14 protein-coding genes are annotated in these 15,494 nt (G+C 53.5%); 7 read left to right on the top strand and 7 right to left on the bottom strand.

The window, feature by feature from the left end; genetic code table 11:
• Positions 1 to 1,100: 1,100 nt before the first annotated feature.
• From WCC56_RS12165 to spy, 6 genes are all read left to right on the top strand, one after another.
• Positions 1,101 to 2,321 (top strand): aspartate aminotransferase family protein, encoded by a 1,221-nt coding sequence (locus tag WCC56_RS12165; protein WP_424692615.1) that lies wholly within the window; start codon positions 1,101 to 1,103, stop codon positions 2,319 to 2,321.
• Entirely contained in the window at positions 2,318 to 3,349 is a 1,032-nt protein-coding gene (gene astA / locus WCC56_RS12170) for an arginine N-succinyltransferase (RefSeq protein WP_424692616.1), read from the top strand. Before WCC56_RS12165 ends, astA begins: the two co-directional genes overlap by 4 nt.
• On the top strand, positions 3,346 to 4,815 hold the full coding sequence (gene astD / locus WCC56_RS12175; protein ID WP_424692617.1) for a succinylglutamate-semialdehyde dehydrogenase: 1,470 nt from the start codon (positions 3,346 to 3,348) through the stop codon (positions 4,813 to 4,815). The genes astA and astD overlap by 4 nt, the downstream gene beginning before the upstream one ends.
• A complete protein-coding gene (gene astB / locus WCC56_RS12180; RefSeq protein WP_424692618.1) occupies positions 4,812 to 6,140 on the top strand; it encodes an N-succinylarginine dihydrolase in 1,329 nt (442 codons plus the stop codon). Before astD ends, astB begins: the two co-directional genes overlap by 4 nt.
• Positions 6,141 to 6,225: 85 nt before the next feature.
• Entirely contained in the window at positions 6,226 to 7,227 is a 1,002-nt protein-coding gene (gene astE, locus WCC56_RS12185) for a succinylglutamate desuccinylase (RefSeq protein WP_424692619.1), read from the top strand.
• Positions 7,228 to 7,619: 392 nt separating this feature from the next.
• Positions 7,620 to 8,117: an ATP-independent periplasmic protein-refolding chaperone Spy gene (gene spy, locus WCC56_RS12190; protein WP_424692620.1), complete on the top strand. Its 498-nt coding sequence runs from the start codon at positions 7,620 to 7,622 to the stop codon at positions 8,115 to 8,117.
• Between the two features lie 91 nt (positions 8,118 to 8,208).
• Here the strand turns inward: spy and cho are convergent, their stop codons facing one another.
• From cho to WCC56_RS12215, 5 genes are all read right to left on the bottom strand, one after another.
• Positions 8,209 to 9,072 carry an excinuclease Cho gene (cho, locus tag WCC56_RS12195; protein WP_424692621.1) on the bottom strand — a complete coding sequence of 288 codons (864 nt, stop codon included), beginning with the start codon at positions 9,070 to 9,072 and terminating at the stop codon, positions 8,209 to 8,211.
• Positions 9,073 to 9,137: 65 nt separating this feature from the next.
• Positions 9,138 to 10,022 (bottom strand): aromatic amino acid DMT transporter YddG, encoded by an 885-nt coding sequence (yddG, locus tag WCC56_RS12200; protein WP_424692622.1) that lies wholly within the window; start codon positions 10,020 to 10,022, stop codon positions 9,138 to 9,140.
• 59 nt (positions 10,023 to 10,081) lie between these two features.
• On the bottom strand, positions 10,082 to 10,909 hold the full coding sequence (nadE, locus tag WCC56_RS12205; RefSeq protein WP_424692623.1) for an ammonia-dependent NAD(+) synthetase: 828 nt from the start codon (positions 10,907 to 10,909) through the stop codon (positions 10,082 to 10,084).
• A gap of 122 nt (positions 10,910 to 11,031) precedes the next feature.
• Positions 11,032 to 12,225, bottom strand: coding sequence for a multidrug effflux MFS transporter (locus WCC56_RS12210; RefSeq protein ID WP_424692624.1), 1,194 nt, complete (start codon positions 12,223 to 12,225; stop codon positions 11,032 to 11,034).
• Positions 12,222 to 12,806, bottom strand: a complete 585-nt coding sequence (locus WCC56_RS12215) for a TetR/AcrR family transcriptional regulator (RefSeq protein WP_424692625.1) — start codon at positions 12,804 to 12,806, stop codon at positions 12,222 to 12,224. Before WCC56_RS12215 ends, WCC56_RS12210 begins: the two co-directional genes overlap by 4 nt.
• Before the next feature lie 210 nt (positions 12,807 to 13,016).
• Between WCC56_RS12215 and osmE the strand changes: the two genes are divergently transcribed.
• A complete protein-coding gene (gene osmE, locus WCC56_RS12220) occupies positions 13,017 to 13,352 on the top strand; it encodes an osmotically-inducible lipoprotein OsmE (RefSeq protein ID WP_424692626.1) in 336 nt (111 codons plus the stop codon).
• Positions 13,353 to 13,466: 114 nt separating this feature from the next.
• Here the strand turns inward: osmE and WCC56_RS12225 are convergent, their stop codons facing one another.
• Positions 13,467 to 13,868: a DUF6515 family protein gene (locus WCC56_RS12225; RefSeq protein ID WP_424692627.1), complete on the bottom strand. Its 402-nt coding sequence runs from the start codon at positions 13,866 to 13,868 to the stop codon at positions 13,467 to 13,469.
• A gap of 129 nt (positions 13,869 to 13,997) precedes the next feature.
• A complete protein-coding gene (locus tag WCC56_RS12230) occupies positions 13,998 to 15,332 on the bottom strand; it encodes an MFS transporter (RefSeq protein WP_424692628.1) in 1,335 nt (444 codons plus the stop codon).
• Between the last annotated feature and the right edge of the window lie 162 nt (positions 15,333 to 15,494).

Raw genomic sequence — 15,494 nt, forward strand, 5'->3', positions numbered from 1 at the left:
ATGTAAATGGTAATTTTAGGTCGCTTGTTTGATGTTGTATTCTCTATTTATTGATTAGTATATATCTTATATTTGGTGCGATTTTTACGTAGTGAATTCAATTAAATAACTGATTTAATTGGTTTTAATGGGCTGTGGTTATCTGGGGTTTGATTGATCTTTTGGGATGACATCAGAATTATAAATTTGAGGAGTTCATCTCATTTTTAGGTGGTTAATATTTTTTGTTTTTACGTTACTGGAAACGGTTAATGGTTCGTTTAAATTAAGTAGGTAATAAGGCGACGGGAATGCCTCTTGAACATTCAGATAACTTCAATGTAGTGTTTTACACGTATACACCGGAAGACAGAAGATTGTCGAGTTTATATTGCCGCCTCATTACCCGAGAAAAATATAGAGGGTTAACTCTGGATGAGGGTCTTGAGCCCAAAGGCTACGGACAACGAGGTTTTATGGATAGGCAGCTATTCGCCTACGATGCCCGTCATCATCGCATGATCCCGGTTGAGCGTTAGCTCGAAATACAAAAGGGCTTTACAGGCCCTTTCCTGATTAACCTTCCTTCCACACAGCCAGAAGGTGATGAGGATTCAACCTGTTGATCAGAACGGGTAAGGCATACCTATTAGGGTAATGCCATTATCCATCGTCATCGTCATCGTCATCGCCATTGTTACCGTCATCATCTGAACAAAACTGGCTAACATCACATTTATATGAAAATCAGTGCAACAACCGGTCGGCGCGTTGCCGCATATTGGTGCTTAAAGCCCGATTTTGGTGCGCTAAATGCCTCTTTTTAAAACCTAATCCCGGCTTTGATCACAAAAGCGATATTTTATTTTCTCCTTGCATAATTCTTCTCTTTTTTATTCGGCAAAGCCACTGCAATCAGAATGTTATTCACTTTATATGCATTAAGTGTGCATAGGGTGGTGATGTAACTTGTTGATATTGGGTGCCTGAGATCGGTTTATGCATTTTTATCGCTGGCTGGCACGCTGCGTGCAATCTACAGTAGAGCCGCAATGAATCATTTCATTAACATTATTTAAACTTTTAAGTTACCTGCCAGTGAGCAGTAAACAGAGGCCGTTATGAACCCGTCAGTATCTCGCGAGAATTTTGATCAGTGGATTGTGCCAACTTATGCGCCAGCCAGCTTTGTGCCAGTGCGTGCGGAAGGCTCAACACTTTGGGATCAGCAGGGCAAGTCGTATATCGATTTCGCCGGCGGTATTGCGGTTAATGCGCTGGGTCATGCCCATCCGGATTTGCAAAAGGCGTTACAACAGCAGGCAGCCAAACTCTGGCATACCGGTAATGGCTATACCAACGAGCCGATTTTGCGTCTGGCTAAGCAACTGATTGATGCCACATTTGCCGACCGGGTGTTTTTCTGTAACTCCGGTGCGGAGGCCAATGAAGCTGCACTGAAACTGGCGCGTAAATACGCCCACGACCAGGCTGGCGAGCAGAAAAGCGGGATCGTAGCGTTCAAAAATGCCTTCCATGGTCGCACCTTATTTACCGTCTCTGCGGGCGGCCAACCGGCTTATTCTAAAGACTTCGCTCCGCTTCCTGGCGGCATTGAACATGCGGTTTATAACGATCTGGCCTCTGCTGCTGCGCTGATCAATGACCAGACCTGTGCGGTGATTGTTGAGCCGATTCAGGGCGAAGGCGGCGTGGTTCCCGCTGAACCTGCATTCCTTCGTGGGCTGCGTGAACTCTGCGACAAACATCAGGCGCTGCTGATTTTTGATGAAGTACAAAGCGGAGTGGGCCGTACCGGTTCCCTCTATGCCTATATGCATTACGGCGTGACGCCTGACGTGCTCACCACCGCTAAAGCGCTGGGCGGCGGTTTCCCAATGGGTGCGATGCTGACTATCGACACACTGGCTGCGGTGATGGGTGTTGGCACCCACGGCACCACGTACGGCGGCAACCCGCTGGCTGGGGCTGTCGGCGGCAAAGTGATGGAGTTGATTAACACCCCGGAAGTGATGGCAGGCGTGGCGCTTCGTCATCAGTGGTTTGTTGAGGGTCTGAATGAGATTAACCAACGTCTGCATCTGTTCAGTGAAATCCGTGGGCTTGGTTTGCTGATTGGCTGCGTGCTGAATCAGGACTTCAACGGCCAGGCAAAACTGTTTAATCAGGCTGCGGCGCAGGAAGGATTGATGGTGCTGATTGCCGGGGCCAGCGTCATTCGCTTTGCGCCTTCACTGATTATCTCCGAGGCGGAAGTGAAAGAGGGCCTGGCCCGTTTTGAAACGGCCTGCCGTAAAGTCATCGAAGGAGCCGCAAAATGATGGTCATCCGTCCTGTTGAACGTGACGATCTCGCTCAACTGATGGCCCTTGCCAGCAAAACGGGCGGGGGATTGACTTCATTGCCTGCTGACAGCGACACGCTGTCAGCCCGTATCGATCGCTCTATTCAGACCTGGCAGAACGAACTGCCGAAGGCGGAACAGGGCTATGTGTTTGTGCTGGAAGACAGTGACACTGGCAAAGCGGTGGGGATCTGCGCCATTGAAGTGGCCGTGGGATTACAGGATCCCTGGTATAACTTCCGCGTGGGCACCCAGGTTCATGCGTCTAAGGAACTGAACGTTTACAACATGCTGCCCACGCTGTCACTCAGCAACGATCATACCGGCAGCAGCGAGCTGTGTACGCTGTTCCTCGACCCGGATTACCGCAACGGCAAAAATGGCTATCTGTTATCTAAATCCCGCTTCCTGTTTATGGCTGCCTTCCGCGACCGTTTTATGCAGAAGGTGGTGGCTGAAATGCGTGGTGTGATCGACGAGGTCGGTCACTCACCGTTCTGGGAAAGTGTCGGCAGCCGATTCTTCTCCATGTCGTTCAGTGAAGCAGATTACCTGTGCGGCACCGGGCAAAAGGCGTTTATCGCTGAGCTGATGCCGAAGCATCCGTTATATCTCGACTATTTGTCTGAAGAAGCCAAAGCCGTCATCGGCAAAACCCATCCGCAAACGGCACCGGCGCGCGCTGTGCTGGAAGCGGAAGGGTTTGAGTACAGGAACTACGTCGATATTTTTGACGGTGGCCCAACGCTTGAGTGCGATATCGATCGCGTTCGCGCCATCCGTAAAAGTCGACTGATTGAAGTCAGCCTCGGTGAGCAGCTGGATGACTCACTGCCGTTATGCCTGGTGGCTAACGACAGTTACGAAGATTTCCGCTCCATCCTGCTAAACGTCGATCCTAACGGCGACAGAATTATCCTCAGCGCGGAACAAGCTGAAATTTTACGCTGCGGGCAGGGCGATGCGCTGCGCGTGGTGACACTGAATGCGGAGAGTAAAGCATGACGCACTGTATTGAAGGTCAATGGCTGACTGGCGCGGGCGAAAATTTCAGCAAGCTGGATCCGGTGACCGGTGAGCTGCTGTGGCAGGGGAAAGCGGCCAGTGTTGGTCAGGTTTCGGCGGCGGTTGAAGCTGCCCGCGCTGCCTTTACGGCATGGGCGCGTCGCCCCTTCGCTGAGCGCCAGGCTATTGCCGAGAAATTTGCCGCTCTGCTGGAAAAAAACAAAGAAGAGCTGACGGTGACTATTGCCACAGAAACCGGCAAACCGCGTTGGGAATCCGCCACTGAAATTCAGGCGATGATCAACAAAGTCGCTATCTCTGTGAAGGCTTATCACACCCGCACAGGGACGACGGTTGAAGCTGAAAGTTCGCTGCGCCACCGCCCGCACGGTGTGATGGCTGTGTTCGGTCCTTACAACTTCCCTGGTCATCTCCCGAACGGTCATATCGTGCCTGCCTTGCTGGCCGGAAATACTGTGGTCTTTAAACCCAGCGAACTGACGCCAATGATTGCCGAAAAGACCGTCAAATTGTGGCAAAGCGCTGGCTTACCGGATGGCGTGCTGAATATGGTGCAGGGCGGTCGCGAAACCGGGCAGGCCCTGTCGAAGGAACCTCTGGTTGATGGTGTGCTGTTCACGGGCAGCGCGGCGACGGGCTATCAGTTGCACAGCCAGTTTGCCGGACGTCCCGATAAAATGCTGGCTCTGGAGATGGGCGGCAATAACGCGCTGATCGTGGAAGACCCGGATGATATTGACGCCGCGGTGAACCTTGCCATTCAGTCGGCCTTTATTACGGCTGGACAGCGTTGTACCTGCGCACGCCGGATGCTGGTGAAACGTGGAGAGGCCGGCGATGCGTTTCTTGCCCGGCTGAGCGAAGTGGCGGCCAGGATTAAGCCCGGTGGCTGGGACGATCAACCGCAGCCTTTTATGGGCAGCGTGATTTCACTGCAAGCGGCGGAGCGCATTTTTACAGAATGGCAGGCGCGGGTGGACGCAGGCGGCACAGTTCTGTTGCCTATGCACTGGCCAGCCCGTGACAGTGCGATCCTGACGCCAGGTATTATTGATATTACGGCCCTGAAAAACGTCCCGGATGAAGAAGTGTTCGGGCCGCTGCTTACGGTTATTCGCTATGACGATTTTGATCAGGCCATTCACCTGGCCAATAACACCCGTTATGGCCTCTCCTGTGGGTTGATCTCGCCGAAGCGTGAGCTGTTTGAACGCCTGCTGATTGAGTGTCGTGCCGGTATCGTTAACTGGAACAAACCGCTGACTGGTGCCGCCAGCAGCGCACCTTTTGGCGGTATTGGCGCTTCAGGGAATCATCGTGCCAGTGCTTTCTATGCGGCTGATTACTGTGCCTGGCCGATGGCTTCGCTGGAGTCGGCTGACTTATCGCTGCCCGTGACGTTGTCACCTGGTCTGGACTTCAGCCCGGCGGGAGGAGAGCGATGAGCGCACGTGAAGCGAACTTTGATGGCCTGCCGGGTCTTACGCATCATTACGCCGGGTTGTCTTTCGGCAATGAAGCCTCGACCCGTCACCAGCATCAGGTGTCCAATCCTAAACTGGCCGCGCTTCAGGGCTTAATGAAGATGAAAGCTCTGGCCGATATGGGCTATGTTCAGGGCGTTATTCCTCCTCATGAACGTCCTAACGTGACCGCCTTGCGCCAGATTGGCTTCAGTGGCACAGATGCCGAAGTTGTTGCGAAAGCGGCCAAACAGGCTCCTCAGCTGTTGTCTGCCGCGAGTTCAGCTTCCGCTATGTGGGTGGCTAACGCGGCAACCGTTTCCCCCTCTGCCGACAGTGCAGATGGGCGCGTGCATTTGACCGTGGCCAACCTGAACAACAAATTTCACCGTGCGATGGAGGCCCCGACAACAGGTGCTTTGCTGAGAGCTATTTTCCGCGATCCGCAGCATTTCAGCGTGCATGATGCTCTGCCGCAGGTCGGCATGTTTGGCGATGAAGGGGCGGCAAACCATAACCGCTTCAGCCAGTCTCACGGCGATGCGGGCGTGCAGCTTTTTGTTTATGGACGTGAAGAAGGCAAAACCAGCGCGGCACCCGCGCGTTATCCAGCCCGTCAGACCCTGGAAGCGAGCCAGGCTGTCGCCAGACTTCACCAACTTGATCTGCAGCGGACTGTGTTTGCTCAGCAGAACCCAGAGGTAATCGATCAGGGTGTTTTCCATAACGACGTCATTGCGGTCAGTAATCAACAGGTCCTGTTTTGCCATCAGCTGGCGTTTCAACATCAACCTGAGTTACTGGCCTCGCTGGCCGAAAAAATACCGGGATTCACCCCGATTGTCGTGCCGGATAATCAGGTCAGCGTGGCAGATGCAGTGGCAACCTATCTGTTTAACAGCCAGCTGCTGAGTAAACCCAATGGTAGAATGCTGCTGGTGCTGCCTGAAGAGGCTCGTCAGCATCCGGGCGTCTGGCGCTATCTTTGCACACTGGTGGAAAGCGGTGGGGCAATTGATGAGCTGAAGGTGTTCGACCTGCGTGAAAGTATGTGTAATGGCGGTGGCCCAGCCTGCTTGCGTCTGCGGGTGGTGCTGACTGAACCACAGCTTGTGGCAGTGAATCCTTCAGTGATGATGAACGACAAGCTGTTTGCCACGCTGAATGGCTGGGTTGGACGTCATTATCGCGACAGGCTGTCACAAAATGACCTTGCAGACCCGCAATTGCTTACCGAAGGACGGGAAGCACTGGACGAACTGACGAAGCTGCTAAACTTAGGGAATGTCTACAGCTTTCAGCAGTAATCACGGATGAAGCGAGGCGCGACATGCTACCCTGTGAAGCGCCTTGCCTTATTGAAGGAGCAGAAACTCACAACAAGGAGAACGTATGCAGGACTTCCTGAAACAGACCCTCAGCGGAGAGCCACCCGAACAGACTGCCGGTCGTAATGACCAGTTGAGCTGGCAGTGGCTCGATGAAGGGATCCTTGAGATGACCCCGATTAACAGCACGTCGCAGGCGTTGGTGGTCTCAGCGGGTATTCATGGGAATGAAACCGCCCCGGTCGAAATTCTGAATCAGCTGATCGGCCAGTTGTTACGCGGTGAAAAACCCTTACTTCCCCGCTTGCTGGTTATTTATGGTAATCCGGCGGCTTTACGCTGCAATAAACGCTATCAGCGCTGCGACATTAACCGGATGTTTGGTGGCCGCTGGCAGCAGTATGAAGACTGCCCCGAAGCGCGCCGGGCGTGGCGGCTTGAGCAGGCGATGGAAACCTTCTGGCAGGCTGGCAGCAGTGAAGAAGTTCGCTGGCACCTGGATCTGCATACGGCGATCCGTGGGTCTTACCACACGCGATTTGGCGTGATGCCGCTGCGGACGACCCCGTGGCCGGAAGATTTCCTTCACTGGCTGGGAGCGGCAGGTCTGGAGGCGTTGGTCTTTCATCGTTCCGCAGGCGGAACCTTTACCCACTACAGCGGAAAACACTTCAGTGCGGCCAGCTGTACGCTGGAGTTGGGCAAAGCCCTGCCGTTCGGCAGCAATGATTTAACCCAGTTTAGTGCCGCTCAGCATGCTCTGGCTGCAAGTCTCTTTGGCGAAGCCCTACCTGAAGTGGTTACACCGCCATTGCGTTATCGGGTTTCCCAGCAGCTGACCCGTCACACAGAAGCTTTTAAGCTGCATATGAGTGTTGATACGCTCAACTTCACGGCCTTTCCTCAGGGCCGTTTACTGGCTGAAGATGGCGAAGAGCGTTTTTATGTGCAGCAGGCGCGCGAGTACGTGATCTTCCCTAACCCCAGTGTGGCGCTGGGACAGCGAGCAGGTTTGATGCTGGTTGAAGATAATGCGCACAATGAAGCCTTAGGCTCCACTCAATAATTCCAGGCATCTGGCCTGATAAAGGGCGATCGTTATTGCGGTCGCCTGTTATTTCCTCTTTCTACTTCCTTTGATTGTTATATCCGGCTCATCTTATTTAACCCGCTATTTATTTCAGCAATAAGAGGGTGAGCTCTGCTTACTTTTCCCTTCCTGGATCCTGTCAAACGTATTACACTTCTCCATAATTCCTGCACGAATCGTTATAAATTCATATCTGTTAGCAATTCCTCACGATAATCTTCGCATTCTCTCCATGATTGCCGCCTTTTTGTCTTTTATGCTTTCAGGGCTTTACCCAGGCTCTGAGTACTTGACGTTCAGCGCCCTAAACTGAGTTCCGACATCGCGACATTGTTGTCGTAACAGAACTGAAAAGTAAGGATAAAAAGATGCGTAAATTAACTTCTCTTGTTGTTGCAATGACACTGGCCCTGGGTGCTGCGAATATCGTTCACGCTGCGGCTGATAATATGACTCCTCCTCCAGCCGGAGCAGATAAAACTATGATGCATAAGCCACCGCGTCACGGCGGCATGCACCACGACATGTTTAAAGGTCTGAACCTGACCGACGCGCAGAAAACACAAATGCGCAGCATCATGAAAGATGCCCATAAAGACATGAAGCGTCCTTCACTGGAAGAGCGTCGCACAATGCACAGCATTATTGCTTCAGACAGCTTCGACCAGTCTAAAGCGGAAGCTCAGGCGACTAAAATGTCTGAGAATGGCAAAGACCGTGCGATGAAGATGATGGAAACCCAGAACAAGATGTATAACGTTCTGACGCCTGAGCAGAAGAAGCAGTTCAACCAGAACTTTGAGAAACGTCTGACAGAAAAGCCGAAGCAGGAAGGTAAAATGCTTCCACCGGACGCAGAAGGCTAAGCCCTGCCGATCTTAGGCTAAATTGAGACCGCCGACGTTGTTCACACTGGCCAGGAGCCGTGGACAGCGTCGGCGGTTTCGTTTGTGCGGCTTAAGAAAGCGGAAGGACAGGGTACTTTCCGCTGAGCAGAGGCTTGCAGAGGATTTTGTAACCATCACTGTCGAACCCTTGCGGCGTAGTGGTTAGCTCGCTGGCCTGAGCCAGATCCTCGACAGTGCCAAGATAAAACCAGTTATTGATGATGTGGATCTGCTGGTGGTTGAGCCCCTGCTCGACAATACCTACCGCACCTTGCCACGGCCAGCACTGCACCCGCACTTTTTCCAGCGCCGCCATCAGACGTTGCTGGTGATCTTCCAGACTCTCTTTCCCGCAGCAGGCTCCGGCACAGCGTCCCAGACTGGCACGGAAACAGGCCCGTCCTTTATTCACCTTCTCCAGCCCTAAAATTCCCAGACAGAGACTCTCCTCATCGGCAATTTTCTGTAATTTTTCCAGCGCGGCGTGACGGCTGGCATACAAGCCAAACAGATTGGGCGTGTGGGAGAAATCCAGTTCTTTGGCGTACACCACTTTCGGTTTGCCGTCAGCAATATGCAGCGAGCAAAGCTGACGGTTTTTGCGCAATCGCTTGTTAAACAACGGCTGCTGCACCTTGATCATCTGCGCTTCAAGCAGCAGAGCACCGAGTTCGCCAGCCGTGGGGATAAAGGTCACTCGCTTCGCCTGACGCAGCATTTTAGCCTCGTCAGTGGTTCGGAAATGGGACATTACCCGGCTGCGTAGATTGACGCTTTTACCAATGTAAAGCGGCAGAGTTTCACTCTCGCCGTGAAAGACATACACGCCAGGCAGCGAAGGTAAGCCTTCAAGATAAGGTCGGAGATGGTCGGGATATTGGTAGATCGCCGCGGGTTCAAATTCCAGGCGAGGGCTTGCTGAACGTCTTGCCACACTGCACTCCAGTTACTGGTTACTTGTACAGTATAGCAGGACGTCTGCGGATAAAAAAGCCGCAGTTAGCGGGTGGCGCGCCAGCAAATCAATGAACCCAGAGTCACCATCACCACGCCTTGCCAGAAACTGAAGGCAGGCGTGAGCTGTAACCAGAGCGTGGCAAGCAGGGCAGAGAAGACTGGCGTGAAGTAGGACGCGGTGGCCAGCAGAGTCATGTTGCCCTGCTGAATACCGCTATTCCACGCTGAGTAAGCTATCGCGGTTGAGGCGGCCATAAACAGCACTTCGGCTATGACGGACGGGGAAAAATGCATGGGCTCAGGCTGGCCGCCAAGGGCGAATTTCAGCCACAATGCCACCGCGGTGATCACAAAGAATAAGGTCACTCCACTCTGACCTTCGGCATAGCGGCGGGTAACGTTGTTATACAGCGCCCAGGCAATAGCAGCAAAGAAGGCGAGGCCATACGCCAGCGGGTTGTCCATCACGTTGTGCCACAGCAGTTGCGGTGTCCAGACGCTGTTGCCTTTCAGTACCCAGATGATGCCGCCCAGCGTCAGCGCCAGACCCGGCCACAGCCACCAGCGGAAGCGCTGCTGATTAAACGGGATAGCAAAGACAATGGTCAGGCTGGGCCAGAGGTAATTGATCATCCCCAGTTCCAGCGCCTGAGGGCGGTTGTGCGCCAGGCCGATCGAGACCGCCAGGCATATTTCGTAACTGACAAACAGCGCGCCACCCCACCATAAATAGCGTGGCGGCAGGTTTCGCCAGCTGGGAAGGCCGCGGGCCAGACACAAGAACAGCGCGCTGGCACTGTAAATAAGTGCTGCGCCACCGGTGGCGCCAAGAGATTCAGAGATGCTGCGGATCAGCCCTACGGTGGTGCTCCATAAAACTATGGCGCACAGGCCTGTCAGCGTAGCGCGTTGCGGTGTCAGTGCCATCAGAGTCCATTGCGATCAAAAAAGGGCGGTTATAGCCGCCCGGAATGACAAAGTAATAATCACTTCTTCCAGAAGTCGTCGAACACGGTGATCGGTGGGCGACGCTTGTGCTCAGTTTTCAGATACCAGCCTTCAATGATTTTGGCTGCGGCAACGTCGATGGTTTTCCCTTCAAGATACTGGTCGATCATCTCGTAGGTCACACCCAGCGCTACTTCATCCTGCAAGCCAGGACGGTCATCTTCCAGATCGGCCGTTGGCTGTTTCAGGTAAAGGTGTTCCGGGCAGCCCAACTCTTTCAGCAGCTGTTTGCCCTGGCCTTTGTTCAGGCGGAAAATAGGGTTGATATCAGTCCCGCCGTCACCGTATTTGGTGAAGAAGCCGGTTACCGCTTCTGCAGCATGGTCGGTGCCAACCACTACGCCGGCGTTCATCCCGGCAATGCTGTACTGCGCCTTCATGCGCTCACGGGCTTTTTCATTACCCCGGATGAAGTCAGACAGCGTCACGCCGGCCTCACGCAGTGCTTTCTCGCTGGCCAGAATCGCTTCTTTGATATTCACCGTCAGTACGCGGTCCGGTTTAATGAAGTCGATGGCGTCCTGGCAATCCTGCTCATCAGCCTGCACGCCATAAGGCAAACGCACGGCAATAAACTGGTAAGCGCTGTCACCGGTCTCTTCACGCAGTTCCGTCATCGCGATCTGGCTCAATTTACCGGTCAGGGTCGAATCCTGGCCGCCGCTGATGCCCAACACCAGTGATTTGATAAACGGATAGGTTTTCAGATACGACTTAAGAAAGTCGACGCTGGTGCGGATTTCCTGCTTAACCTCAATGGTGGGTTTAACACCCAGCGCTTCGATAATTTCCTGTTGCAGAGCCATTTACCTCTCCTCAAAGTCATTCCCCGCGATCCGCGGCAGTGGCAAAAACGTCTGCGGTAAAACTAACGTGCCCGGCGGGAAACAACAAGAATCAATCCTGCTGTTTCGCCCCCTTTTACTGATTAATCAGACGTTTTTGGTTTTTTCGTCAGCAGGATGAACATGATGATTGCCAACATATAGCAGCCAAAGATCGTCGCGGTCATGGTCAGAACCGAGGTGCCGCCAATGCCGGTGACCGGAACAGCGATGCCGCCAAGGGTGAACATGGTTACGCCCATCACCGCTGAAGCACTTCCGGCTCTGTGTCCCTGACTTTGCATCGCCAGCGAAGCCGCCGCCACACCTACAGCCCCATTACTGGCAACGCTGAAGAACAGGGCTACCAGCACAATCGGTAATGCCGCGCCACTCAGTCCGGTAATCAGCAGGCTGCCGGAAGCGACAAATGCCAGCGTCAGGGCGCCTTTGACTACGCGATATTCGCCGAACAGTGGGCTCAGGCGGGCACTGATTTGTGATGCAAGGATCAGGCCAACGCCGTTGGCCGCAAAGCAGAAACTGAATGCCTGCGGAGATAAACCATACAGCTGTTGCAGGACAAAAGGGGACGCGCCAATGTAAGCAAACATGCCGGACATCATAAAACCCTGAGTCAGGCAGAAGCCCATAAAGGGACGGTGTTTGATCACCGACCCCAGCGCGGCCCAGGCCGAGAACAGGCTGCCCTGGCTGCGTCGCTCGGGAAGTAATGTTTCCGTCAGTTTCACTTTTGCCAGCACAAACAGCAGGGCAGCAATGGCCGCAATCACCATAAACAAGCCACGCCAGTCCAGCACGGCCATCAACACGCCACCCATTACCGGGGCGGCAATCGGAGCCAACCCATTCACCAGCATCAACAGGGCGAAGAAACGGGTCAGTTCATGGCCGCTGTACATGTCACGGGCGATGGCCCTCGACAGCACCGCACCGCCGGCACCGAACAACCCTTCACACAGGCGAGCCAGTAACAGTTGATTGATATTTTGGGCCAGCGCACAGGCGACAGAGGCGATCAGCAGCAGCACCAGTGAAATCAACAGCGGTTTGATACGGCCAAACTTGTCGCTCATTGGACCAAAGATGAGCTGACCCAGACCCAGGCCAATCAGGCCTGCTGTCAGGCTTAACTGTGCGGTGGCAGTCGGCGTCTGTAAATCCTTTGCCAGAGAAGGCAGGGCAGGAAGATAGAGATCGATGCAAAGCGGCCCGAGTGCCGCAAGAAGTCCCAGCGTAATGGCATAGCCGATACGGTTACGATGTGTAGGTGTCATTTTTCCTCAGTCTTATAAAGGAGATCCATTAATTGTTGGTAAACAACGTATAGCCTGTCCGCTGACGCTTTCTGTGGGGTCAGTCGGCGGTACGAAGTCCCTTCGGCCAGCACAGCAAACACTTCCACGCAGGCGCGGATGTGTTCTTCACTGAGATGGGGATGGTTTTTTTTCACATTTTGACAGGCATGAGAGAACATCCGCTCATCGGCTTCCACCATCATTCTGGCGACCGCCGGGTTGCGTGTGGATTCTGCGGCCACTTCCAGCATCAGAGCTTCATCATCCTCATCCAACGCATGACGCCACGCGAGCAATTGTGGCAGGTTAAGTGCAGTGGTCGTTGCCTCAATAAACACCAGACGGGTATCGATAATCCTTTTGACGATCTCTTCAATGATCGCGTCTTTATTGGTGAAGTAACGGTAAATCTGCCCAACGCTCAGGCGGGCTTCTACCGCCAGCTGAGCCATGCTGGCAGCGTGAAAACCAGACTGACGGAAACAGCGGCGTCCGGCGGCAATAATCTCATCCTGGCGCTGACGATGGCGGGCATCGCGGGCTTCATTAGGCGTACTCATCTTGACCTCAGCCAATATTCAGTGGGCAATCGACCAAAAAATCTGGCGAATGTCTTTCTGAGAGCGAACGTTCATTCTCACGGCGGGCATTATAAGCCTGTGAACAAGGAAGAAGTAAGTATTTTGGGCATTTGGTTGCCATAAAGTTGATAAATCAGCGTTTATGCACCAGGCTTAACGCCACATGGAAAATAAATGAGGAATAAAAACATGAATAAAGTCACAGGATTTATTGGTGCTGCGGTGGCTCTGGCTGTGTTGTCTGGATGTTCGGCCTATGACCGTGCAGAAAGCTACGTGACCAAACCGGTTGTACAAGACGTGAAGAAAGGAATGACCCGCCAGCAGGTTCGTGATATTGCCGGTCCTCCTTCTACCGAAATTACTATGGTTCATGCCCGTGGGACTTGCCAGAGCTATGTGCTGGGCGAGCGTGACGGCAAAATCCAGACCTACTTCGTCAGCTACGGTGATACTGGCAAAGTCATGAACTATGGCTTCCAGAGCTGTAAAGAGTACGATACTGACCCGCAAGCCGCTCAGTAATCGTTCCAGCTTAATGAAAAACGGTCACCTCAGGGTGGCCGTTTTTTTTGCCTGATCAGGCTGCTTCAGCTTCACATATAAAAAGCCCCGAGCAGTGTCGGGGCTTTTTATCGATTACAGTCCCGGAGGGCGAGGGACTTCCAGATAGCGACCGTCGATGTCACGACGGTAATAGTGACCCTCCTGCACATAGAAGCGTTCACCCTCGTAGTCCAGCGAACGCATGTCTCTGCTGACGCGTTCGACCGGTGGCTGCACAACGACATAAGTGTTGTCGTTCTGCCGCTGATAGTAATTCCCGTTCAGCGCATAGTAAGTCAGGCCGCCAATTAATACGGCTGCCGCCGCTTCCGGCAGGAAAGAGAGGCGGCCTGGCCTGTGACCATAATCCCAGCCAGGTCCAGGCCCCCTGTGCCAGCCCGGACCTGGGCCAGGCCCCCAACCACCCGGATGGGCAAAGGCAAGGGCAGGCGACAATAACGATACGACTAACAGTGCACTCATCACCTTTTTCATAAGGATCCTCCTGGTTCTGACTGACGCTAACATTACGCCGCGCCGGTCGAAACGCAAGAACCAGTGACCCGCTATTGTGGGTTGCTAACAGTGCTTAACGCTTCCTTAACGTTTCCTCCATTAACCCTGTCATATCGCGGTTTCGCGGGCAGATGAAAAGCGGTCAGCTTGCGGTTTCAACCGTTTTTCCGGCTGCAATAGGGTCATTGCTAACATGCTGCAGAAGGCAATCGCCGCGGTAGCGGTAAACATCGCATTGTAGCCATAATTTTGTGCCAGCCAGCCACTGAGCATCGGAGAAATAATCGAAGCCAGATTAGCTATTGCCAGGGTAATACCGCTGTAAGTGCCAACCGTAGACCTGGGCGTAACGTCAATGACCACCGACCAGTAGACATTGTTCACCAGGGCGTTGAGTGCATTTCCCAACGTCATCATCAGGATGATCCCGGCCGCGGAAGGCATCCAGGGAATGGCCATAAAGCAGGCCGCAGTGAGTAACAGCGTAACCGAGGCAAAAACGTTACGGGCCAGGCGAAGGTTATTGAAGCGCCTCAGCAGCGTATCCGCTATACGTCCCCCCAGCAGAACGGTAATGCAGGCGCCACTCCACGGGATCATCGCCACGTACCATAACGAATGCAAATCATAGTGGAAGCTGTCCTGCAGGTATTTAGGACCCCAGGTGACCAGAGTGAAGGTAATGTAAAGGAAGGAGAAATACCCCAGTGCGTTACAGACCAGCGTGCGGTTGGTAAAGAAGCGCCACCAGGGCAGGCGTGGGCCTGAGGCATTTTCTTGTTGACCATTTTGGATCAGGGCGCGCTCAAACTGATTCGCGCGGGGTTGCTGATCGGGCGTATCGGTAAACAGACGAGCGAACAGCAGCATTGCGGCCAGCGAGAAGATACCGAGCAAGATAAACATCACCCGCCAGTCTCCAGTCAGCAGCAGCAGACCCACGGCAATCGGTGCGGTTAACAGCGCGCCAACCTGAGTGCTCAACAGGCCGATACCCAGCGCAATGCCGCGTTCATTGTCAGGAGCCCAGTTAGCAATGGCTTTGTTCATCAACGCATAAGCCGGACCTTCCGCAAACCCGAACAGCACCCGCATCACGGCAAAACCCATAATGGCGGAGCCGCTGAACAGAGCCATTCCCACTTCACCCGCCCAGGCGGTGGCAATTTCCAGCAGTGACCAGAGGATCCCAGCCATCAGCCACACTTTTTTGGTCCCCAGCCTGTCAGCCAGAAAACCGCCGCATAACGATCCAAACAGATACCCAAAGCCGAAATAGCTTAGTACCACACCCAGTTGCACCTTACTGAAAGCGAACTCTTGTGAGATGGCATTGGCGGCAAACGAGAGGGCTCCACGGTCGATGTAATTGATCAGGGCAATAAAAAACAGCATCGCAAAAATGCGGTAGCGATAACGGCTGTCAGTCGCAGCAACTCTCATAAACGTTCTCCCTCACTCCAAATGTAAGGGAAGAGAAGCAACATTAATGCCAGTTGTTTTGACCAAACGGTAAAAGAGAGGGAAGCAGGAATCTTGCTGACAGGAGTTGAGAGGTGCAGCAGGCTGTATTTTAGTCTGCTGCACTCTGATGGATCGATAAGA

It is taken from the genome of Erwinia sp. (genome assembly GCF_049696395.1).
Lineage (GTDB): Bacteria > Pseudomonadota > Gammaproteobacteria > Enterobacterales > Enterobacteriaceae > Erwinia.

Coding starts and splice junctions, on each gene's coding strand:
- WCC56_RS12165 (WP_424692615.1), top strand. CDS start 1,101: ATGAACCCGTCAGTATCTCGCGAGAATTTTGATCAGTGGATTGTGCCA.
- astA (WP_424692616.1), top strand. CDS start 2,318: ATGATGGTCATCCGTCCTGTTGAACGTGACGATCTCGCTCAACTGATG.
- astD (WP_424692617.1), top strand. CDS start 3,346: ATGACGCACTGTATTGAAGGTCAATGGCTGACTGGCGCGGGCGAAAAT.
- astB (WP_424692618.1), top strand. CDS start 4,812: ATGAGCGCACGTGAAGCGAACTTTGATGGCCTGCCGGGTCTTACGCAT.
- astE (WP_424692619.1), top strand. CDS start 6,226: ATGCAGGACTTCCTGAAACAGACCCTCAGCGGAGAGCCACCCGAACAG.
- spy (WP_424692620.1), top strand. CDS start 7,620: ATGCGTAAATTAACTTCTCTTGTTGTTGCAATGACACTGGCCCTGGGT.
- yddG (WP_424692622.1), bottom strand. CDS start 10,022: ATGGCACTGACACCGCAACGCGCTACGCTGACAGGCCTGTGCGCCATA.
- nadE (WP_424692623.1), bottom strand. CDS start 10,909: ATGGCTCTGCAACAGGAAATTATCGAAGCGCTGGGTGTTAAACCCACC.
- WCC56_RS12210 (WP_424692624.1), bottom strand. CDS start 12,225: ATGACACCTACACATCGTAACCGTATCGGCTATGCCATTACGCTGGGA.
- WCC56_RS12215 (WP_424692625.1), bottom strand. CDS start 12,806: ATGAGTACGCCTAATGAAGCCCGCGATGCCCGCCATCGTCAGCGCCAG.
- osmE (WP_424692626.1), top strand. CDS start 13,017: ATGAATAAAGTCACAGGATTTATTGGTGCTGCGGTGGCTCTGGCTGTG.
- WCC56_RS12225 (WP_424692627.1), bottom strand. CDS start 13,868: ATGAAAAAGGTGATGAGTGCACTGTTAGTCGTATCGTTATTGTCGCCT.
- WCC56_RS12230 (WP_424692628.1), bottom strand. CDS start 15,332: ATGAGAGTTGCTGCGACTGACAGCCGTTATCGCTACCGCATTTTTGCG.